At 72.9% G+C, this 722-nt stretch carries 1 protein-coding gene; it reads right to left on the bottom strand.

The annotated features are described in order from the left end of the window. Positions 1-708 (bottom strand): MCE family protein (locus tag LPA54_RS34010; protein WP_228984540.1); only part of this gene is annotated, 708 nt, incomplete at its 3' end. Between the last annotated feature and the right edge of the window lie 14 nt (positions 709-722).

Consider the following 722-nt stretch of genomic DNA (forward strand, 5'->3'; position numbering starts at 1 on the left):
GTCGTCCTTGTTGTCGGCGAAGAAGCCGACGACCTCGTCGAGGCGTTCCTGCGCGGTGCGCACGTCGGTGTCCTTGTCCTTCAGCATGGTGGTGAAGGTCTGGAGGCTGCGGAGCGTTCGGAACAGGTCGCCGCTGCTGCCGTCCAGGGTCTTGGCCGCCTTGCCGAACTCCTCGACGCCGGTGCCGATGGCCTCGCCGTTGCCGTCCAGGTTGGCGGCGCCGGTCCGCAGCAGTCCGGACAGGGCGCCCTCGGCGTTGGCGCCGTCCGGGCCGAGCGCGTCGGCGAGTTCGGTGATCGAGTCGTAGATCTGGTCGATCTCGACGGGGATCCGGTTGCGCGAGGCGGGCAGCACGGCGCCGTCGGCGAGGGCGGGGCCGGACGTGTGGGCGGGGGTGAGCTGCACGTAGCGGTCGGCGACGACGCTGGGGGCGACGACGACGGCCCGCGCGTTCTCGGGGACCTTGACCCCCTCGTCGAGGCGCAGGTCCACGCGGACCGTGGTGCCCTGCGGCCGCACCGACTCCACCTCGCCGACCCGGACGCCGAGGATGCGCAGGTCGGACCCGGCGTAGACGCCGATGACGCGGTCGAAGTAGGCGGTGATGCGGACGCCGTCGGGGGCGAGGGCCGAGGCGGCGGCCAGTCCGCCGGCGGCCAGCACCACCAGGGCGAGCAGCCCGCTGAGGATCTTTCGGCGTCGGCTCATCGCTCACCGCTCCC

This window comes from Streptomyces sp. DH12 (assembly GCF_020873895.1).
Classification (GTDB): Bacteria; Actinomycetota; Actinomycetes; order Streptomycetales; family Streptomycetaceae; genus Streptomyces.